Here is a 6621-nt window from a genome sequence, read left to right on the forward strand (position 1 = left end):
CGGTCACTCCCACTCGATCGTCCCCGGCGGCTTCGAGGTGATGTCGACGGTGACCCGGTTGACCTCACGCACCTCGTTGGTGATGCGGGTGGAGATCTTCTCGAGCACGTCGTAGGGCAGTCGCGCCCAGTCGGCGGTCATCGCGTCCTCGGAGGTGACCGGACGCAGCACGACCGGGTGTCCGTAGGTGCGACCGTCGCCCTGGACGCCCACCGAGCGCACGTCGGCGAGCAGCACGACCGGGAACTGCCAGATGTCGCGGTCCAGACCGGCGCGGGTGAGCTCCTCACGGGCGATCGCGTCGGCCTCGCGCAGGATGTCGAGGCGCTCGCGGTCGACGGCGCCGATGATCCGGATCGCCAGGCCGGGGCCCGGGAACGGGTGCCGCCAGACGATCTCGGCCGGCAGGCCGAGCTGCTCCCCGACCAGCCGCACCTCGTCCTTGAAGAGGGTCCGCAGCGGCTCGACCAGCTCGAACTCGAGGTCGTCGGGCAGGCCGCCGACATTGTGGTGGGACTTGATGTTGGACGTGCCGGCACCGCCGCCGGACTCCACGACGTCCGGGTACAGGGTGCCCTGGACGAGGAAGGCGACCTTGTCGCCCTCGGCGGCGCTCTTCGCGAGCACCTCGGCCTCGGCGGCCTCGAAGACGCGGATGAACTCGCGGCCGATGATCTTGCGCTTCTCCTCGGGGTCGGAGACCCCGGCGAGCGCGTCGAGGAACCGCTTCTCGGCGTCCACGACGTGCAGGTCGACGCCGGTGGCGGCGACGAAGTCGCGCTCGACCTGCTCGGCCTCGCCCTTGCGCAGCAGCCCGTGGTCGACGAAGACACAGGTCAGCCGGTCACCGATGGCCCGCTGGACCAGCGCCGCGGCGACGGCGGAGTCCACGCCGCCGGAGAGGCCGCAGATCGCCTGGCCCGCGTCACCGATCTGCTCGCGGATCCGCTCGATCTGCTCCTCCACGATGTTGACCATCGTCCACGTCGGCCGGCAGCCGGCGATGTGGTGCAGGAAGTGCTCGAGCACCTTCTGGCCGTGCTGGGTGTGCATCACCTCGGGGTGCCACTGCACCCCGGCCAGGCCGCGGGCGACGTCCTCGAACGCCGCGACCGGGGTGACGTCGGTGGAGGCCAGCACCGTGAACCCGGCAGGAGCCGCGGTGACCGAGTCACCGTGGGACATCCAGACGGTGTGCTCGGCCGGGATCTCGGCGAGCAGGGTGCCGGACTCGGTGACGGTCACGGGCGTGCGGCCGTACTCCCGGGCACCGGTGTGGGCGACCTCGCCCCCGAGGCCGCGGGCCATCAGCTGGAAGCCGTAGCACATGCCGAAGACCGGCACACCGGCCGTGAACAGCGTGGAGTCGATCGACGGCGCACCCTCGGCGTAGACCGAGGAGGGGCCGCCGGACAGCACGATCGCCTTGGGCCGGCGGGCGAGCATCTCCTCGACCGGCATGGTGTGCGGGACGATCTCGGAGTAGACCCGTGCCTCGCGGACCCGGCGGGCGATGAGCTGGGCGTACTGCGCCCCGAAGTCGACCACCAGGACGAGGTCGTGGTCCGTCACCTGAGTCATGGAGAGGGGCGCCCTTTCGACGTCGTACGGCGAGGCCCCAGCGTACCGAGCACCCCGCCCGCCCGACGAAACGAGTCGCCCGGCCGGAGAGCGAAGGCAGAGCGCCGGGCCCTGCCCGGCCAGGAAATGCATCAGGGCCCGGCCGGGGAGCGAAGGCAGAGCGCCGGGCCCTGCCCGGCCAAGAAATGCATCAGGGCCCGGCCGGGGAGGGAGGGTGGCCGGGCCCTGATCGTCCACGCAGCTGCTGGACAGTGCCTGGACCGCGGGACCCGGCGATTGGGAGGGAGCATGACTGCCGGGTCCGCTGGCTCAACGACGGCCCGTCGACCGGGTTACGGCAGGTTCCGGATTGTTTCCGGGACGGTCGGCGGGGTCGCCCTGGCCGCCTTGAACAGCAGCACGATGAAGCAGACGAACACCACCAGCTCGGCGATCCCCACAAGCAGCGCCAGGACTCCGACGTCGGGCTCGCCGGCAGCCACCAGCAGCAGGACGGTCAGGACCAGCGTCAGCCCCAGGTCCCACCAGCGGAGGGCGTTGGCGCCACCGCGGCGCTCGGGGAGAAGAGCCATGACCGCGGTGCACGTCGCGAAGACCACCACCGTCTCGGCCACCGTGATCTCCACCGCCACCACCGGGCCGCCGCGGCCCACCCAGTCCGGGCCCGACGCCACGAGCCCGAGTCCGCAGGCGACGGCCACGACGGGGAACGCCGGGTGCAGCCGCGACAGCGAGCCGGCAGCGGCCAGGGCGAGCAACCAGCCCAACGGGTCGGGCACCAGGTCCAGACCGTCGACCCGGAGGTCCAGGAGCACGAGGAGCATCCCGAACCCCATCGTCGAGAGAGGCTTCAGCGTCGCACCGCGCACGGCGTCCCGGTCCCCCATGACCCATGATCATCGGGGATGCGACGGCCGTTGCCCGGCTCCCGCGCCCGGGGTCAGCTGACTCCCACGATCGGCAGCCGCAGCGCCGCCGGCGCCTCGGCCGGCACCGCGGGCGAGTGCGGCGGCACCGGCTCGAGGCGCCGGTACGCCGTGCCGAGCGGCGGGCGCCGGTCCGGCTCGCCCTTGTTGGGCCAGAACGACATCGCCCGCTCGGCCTGCGCGGTGATCGTCAGCGACGGGTTCACCCCGAGGTTGGCGGTCACCGCCGAGCCGTCTGCGACGTGCAGGCCGGGGTGGCCGTAGACACGCTGCCACGGGTCGATGACCCCGGTCTCCGGGCTGTCCCCGATCGCGCACCCTCCCAGGAAGTGGGCGGTCAGGGGTCGGTTGAAGGGCTCGCCGATCGAGCCGCCCGGGGTCCCGCCCATGAAGTTCGCCATGAGCCGGACCGCGACGTTGCCTGCCGGGATCCAGGTCGGGTTCGGCACGCCGTGCCCCTGCCTGCTGGTCAGGTAGCGCTTCCGGGTGCCGGGGACGCGCCTGGTGTAGGTGGTGATCGAGTTGTCGAGGCTCTGCATCACCAGCGCGATGACCGTCCGCTCCGACCAGTGCCTGAGGTCGTAGAGGTCGGCGACGTTGCGCCGCTGGCTCCACATCTCCTTGAGCCAGGTGCGCCAGCGCGGCTGCGGCCCGTCACCGTCGGTGAGCACCGTCTGCATCAGTGACATGAAGTTGCTGCCCTTGCCGTAGCGGCAGGGCTCGATGTGGGTGTCGGGATCGGGGTGGAAGCTCGACGTGATCGCGATGCCCTGGCTGTAGTCGACGGAGGTGTCGGGGGCGATCGCGCCCATGATGGACTCCGAGTTGGTCCGCGACAGGTAGCCCAGTCGCGGGGAGATGCGCGGCAGGTGGCCCTCGTCGCGCATCCGGTGCAGCAGGCGCTGGGTGCCCAGCGAGGAGGCCGCGAACACGACCTGTTCTGCCGTGAGCACCCGGCGAGCCGAACGCCGCCCGGTCTTCGCCTTGGTGAACTTCACGTGGACGTCGTACCCGCCGGCGTTCCGGGGGCGCACCCGGGTGACCGTGGTGAGCGGCAGCACGCGCGCACCGTTGCGCTCCGCGAGGTAGAGGTAGTTCTTGACCAGGGTGTTCTTGGCGTTGTGGCGGCACCCGCTCATGCACTCGCCGCAGCCGATGCAGGCGGTGCGCTCGGGCCCCGCCCCGCCGAAGAAGGGGTCGGCGACGGTCTGGCCCGGCTCCCCGCCCGGCCCGCCGAAGAAGACCCCCACTGGCGTCGGGTGGAAGGTGTCCCCGACGCCCATCTCGGTCGCGACGTGCTCCATCACGTCGTCCGCCGGGGTGCGGAGCGGGTTCTCGACCACGCCGAGCATCCGCTTGGCCTGGTCGTAGTACGGCGCCAGCTCGGACCGCCAGTCGGTGATGTGGCTCCACTGGGGGTCGGTGTAGAACGCCGGCAGCGGCTCGTAGAGCGTGTTGGCGTAGACCAGGGAGCCGCCGCCCACACCGGCCCCGGACACGATCAGGCAGTCGCGCAGCGCGTCGATGCGCTGGATGCCGTAGCAGCCGACCTCGGGCCGGAACAGGTAGCGCTTGACGTCCCAGGAGTTGTCGGCGAAGTCCTGGTCCTCGAAGCGGGCGCCGGCCTCGAGGACGCCGACGCGGTAGCCCTTCTCGGTCAGCCGGAGCGCGGTGACCGAGCCCCCGAACCCGGAGCCGACGACCAGGACGTCGTAGTCGTGCTCGCTCATGCCCGTCCCAGCTTCCTCATCAGGCGGAGGTTCGTGGTCATCACCTTCGCGTAGGTCTCGTCCGACATGCCGAGCATGGGCGCGAACCGGACCAGGCGCTGCGTCGCGACCGACTGCGACTCGGTGTAGCGCAGGATCCCCTCGCTCCCCTGCCGCCTGCCCATGCCGGACTCCCGCATGCCGCCCATCGGGGAGTCGATGCTGGCGAACGTCGCACCGAAGGCCTCGTTGACGTTGACCGTGCCGCACCTGATCTCCCGGGCGATGGCGCGGGCCCGGCCACCGTCCTGGCTGTAGATCGAGGCGTTGAGGCCGTACTCCCCGGCATTGGCCCGGGCGACCGCGTCGGCCTCGTCGTGGAAGCGGTAGAGCGAGACGACCGGGCCGAACGTCTCGTGGCCGAAGCAGGTCATCTCCGGCGTGACCCCCTCGAGGATCGTGGGCTCGTAGAAGTACGGTCCGAGGTCGGGGCGGGCGCGGCCGCCGGTGAGCACGCGGGCGCCCTTGGCGACCGCGTCGTCGACGTGGGCGACCACGGTGTCCAGCTGCTCCCGGGAGATCAGGGAGCCCATGTCGTTGCCCCAGTCCAGCGTGGCGCCCAGGGTCATCGCCTGGGTGCGGGCGACGAAGCGCTCGACGAACCGGTCGTAGACCTGGTCGGCGACGAACATCCGCTCGATCGACACGCAGAGCTGGCCGGCGTTCGAGAACGACGCCCGGACGGCGCCCTCGGCGGCCTTCTCGAGGTCGGCGTCCCGCAGCACCAGCAGGGGGTTCTTCCCACCGAGCTCGAGGGAGCAGCCGATCAGCCGGTCCGCGCACGCGCGGGCGACGAGCCGGCCGGTCGCCGTCGAACCCGTGAAGCAGACGTAGTCCGCGCGACCGATGATCGACGTGCCGACCTGGGAACCGGGGCCCGCGACGACCTGCCACAGGTCCCTCGGGAGGCCGGCCTGCTCGAGCAGCTCGGCACCGAGCAGGGCCGACAGCATCGTCTGGGCGTCCGGCTTCGCCACGACCGCGTTGCCGGCCATCAGCGCCGGGAGACCGTCGCACAGCGCCATGGTGAACGGGTAGTTCCACGGCGAGATGATCCCGACGACGCCCTTGGGGAGCCGGTTGACCTCGACGCGCGTCAGTCCGGGGACCACCCCCAGCTTGCGCTGCGTGTCGAGGTGCTGGTGCCCGGTGCGGGCGTAGTACCTGGCCGTCAGCGCGATGTGCAACGGCTCGTCGAAGGCGTGCTTGCGGGCCTTGCCCGACTCCCACACGATCAGGTTGATGATCTCGTCCTGCCGCTCCAGCACCAGGTCGTGCAGCCTGAGCAGGACCGCGGAGCGCTCCTCCAGCGAGGTCCGGGCCCAGGCGGCCTGCGCACGCCGGGCCCGGGCGAACGCCTCGGCGACGTCGTCGTCCGATGACTGCGGGACGTGCGCCAGGGGCGCGCCGTTCAGTGGCGAACGCACCTCGACCGAGCCGCCGGACGTGGCCAGGATGCGACGTGTCAGTCGCGTCGTCACCTCCGGCTCCAGCGCGTACGCCGCGGTCGGGTCGTGCTCGGGGTCGTGCGGGCCCTCCACCGTCGGGCCGCCCGAGGGGGTGGGATTCTGCGCGCTCATGTACCGAGAGTATGTGACCCCCGTCTCCCTCACTACCCTCGGGTAGCAAGTGAGACGTTTTACACACGCCTTGACTTTGTCAAGGTTTGGCACACCGGACCGACGGCAAGGCTCTCCGCCCCGGGACGGACCACCGCGGCCGCCCGACGAACGGGGGACGACCCATGGTCAAGCAGCAGACCCAGGTGCTCACGGGCGCGACGATCGCCCTGCTGGTCGTGCTGGGGGTGGTGGCCCACAACGCCCTCGTCACCGAGGAACCACTCGCACCGCCACCCCTGTGGCTGCTGGCCACCCAAGGGGTGGCCGGCCTGGCGGCCCACCTGCTCTGCGACACGATCGGCTACCGGGCTCCGGCGCTCGCCCCGAGCACTCCCCGGGAGGACGCGACCCGGATCGCCGTCGCGTCGTTCCAGTCGCGGCTGATGCTCCGGATCGCGCTGTCCGAGTCCATCGCACTGATGTCTTTGTCTGCAGGCTTCGTCCTCGGCGGCGCAGGCGCATGGCCGGCCTACCTCAGCGGCGCAGCGGTGTCCGCCGTCCTGCTCGCGGTGCACTGCTGGCCCTGGTCGCGACCGGTCGACCGCACCGAGCGTGCGTTGGCGCGCGAGGGTGCTCGCGTCGAGCTGCGCCAGGCCTTCGGGCTCGAGCCGCGACTCACCGGCCCGATCCAGGAGCTGTGAGCCACAGTACGCACGGGATTTGATGCGTAAATGCAGGTAGGGCCACCCCGTGCGGGGTGGCCCTACCTTCAATGTTTGTCCG

The 6621-nt window shown here is 71.3% G+C and carries 5 protein-coding genes; 1 reads left to right on the forward strand and 4 read right to left on the reverse strand.

Annotated features, from left to right (window positions below; genetic code table 11):
- Positions 1-3: 3 nt before the first annotated feature.
- The 4 genes from guaA to ACFO9I_RS07580 all read right to left on the reverse strand — a co-directional run bounded on the left by guaA (position 4) and on the right by ACFO9I_RS07580 (position 5856).
- Positions 4-1581, reverse strand: a complete 1578-nt coding sequence (gene guaA / locus ACFO9I_RS07565; protein ID WP_379179372.1) for a glutamine-hydrolyzing GMP synthase — start codon at positions 1579-1581, stop codon at positions 4-6.
- A 332-nt stretch (positions 1582-1913) separates the two neighbouring features.
- Positions 1914-2468, reverse strand: a complete 555-nt coding sequence (locus tag ACFO9I_RS07570; RefSeq protein ID WP_379179374.1) for a hypothetical protein — start codon at positions 2466-2468, stop codon at positions 1914-1916.
- 53 nt (positions 2469-2521) lie between these two features.
- Positions 2522-4237 (reverse strand): GMC oxidoreductase, encoded by a 1716-nt coding sequence (locus ACFO9I_RS07575; RefSeq protein WP_379179376.1) that lies wholly within the window; start codon positions 4235-4237, stop codon positions 2522-2524.
- Positions 4234-5856, reverse strand: a complete 1623-nt coding sequence (locus ACFO9I_RS07580) for a succinic semialdehyde dehydrogenase (RefSeq protein ID WP_379179378.1) — start codon at positions 5854-5856, stop codon at positions 4234-4236. The genes ACFO9I_RS07575 and ACFO9I_RS07580 overlap by 4 nt, the downstream gene beginning before the upstream one ends.
- A gap of 164 nt (positions 5857-6020) precedes the next feature.
- On the opposite strand from ACFO9I_RS07580, the gene ACFO9I_RS07585 reads away from it, so the two are divergent.
- On the forward strand, positions 6021-6539 hold the full coding sequence (locus ACFO9I_RS07585) for a hypothetical protein (RefSeq protein WP_379179380.1): 519 nt from the start codon (positions 6021-6023) through the stop codon (positions 6537-6539).
- Positions 6540-6621 lie beyond the last annotated feature (82 nt).

The organism is Nocardioides sp. GCM10023255 (genome assembly GCF_042653125.1).
Lineage (GTDB): Bacteria > Actinomycetota > Actinomycetes > Propionibacteriales > Nocardioidaceae > Nocardioides.

Bases quoted from the DNA above. Each gene is read 5' to 3' on its own strand.
- guaA (WP_379179372.1), bottom strand. From the start codon at position 1,581: ATGACTCAGGTGACGGACCACGACCTCGTCCTGGTGGTCGACTTCGGG.
- ACFO9I_RS07570 (WP_379179374.1), bottom strand. From the start codon at position 2,468: ATGGGGGACCGGGACGCCGTGCGCGGTGCGACGCTGAAGCCTCTCTCG.
- ACFO9I_RS07575 (WP_379179376.1), bottom strand. From the start codon at position 4,237: ATGAGCGAGCACGACTACGACGTCCTGGTCGTCGGCTCCGGGTTCGGG.
- ACFO9I_RS07580 (WP_379179378.1), bottom strand. From the start codon at position 5,856: ATGAGCGCGCAGAATCCCACCCCCTCGGGCGGCCCGACGGTGGAGGGC.
- ACFO9I_RS07585 (WP_379179380.1), top strand. From the start codon at position 6,021: ATGGTCAAGCAGCAGACCCAGGTGCTCACGGGCGCGACGATCGCCCTG.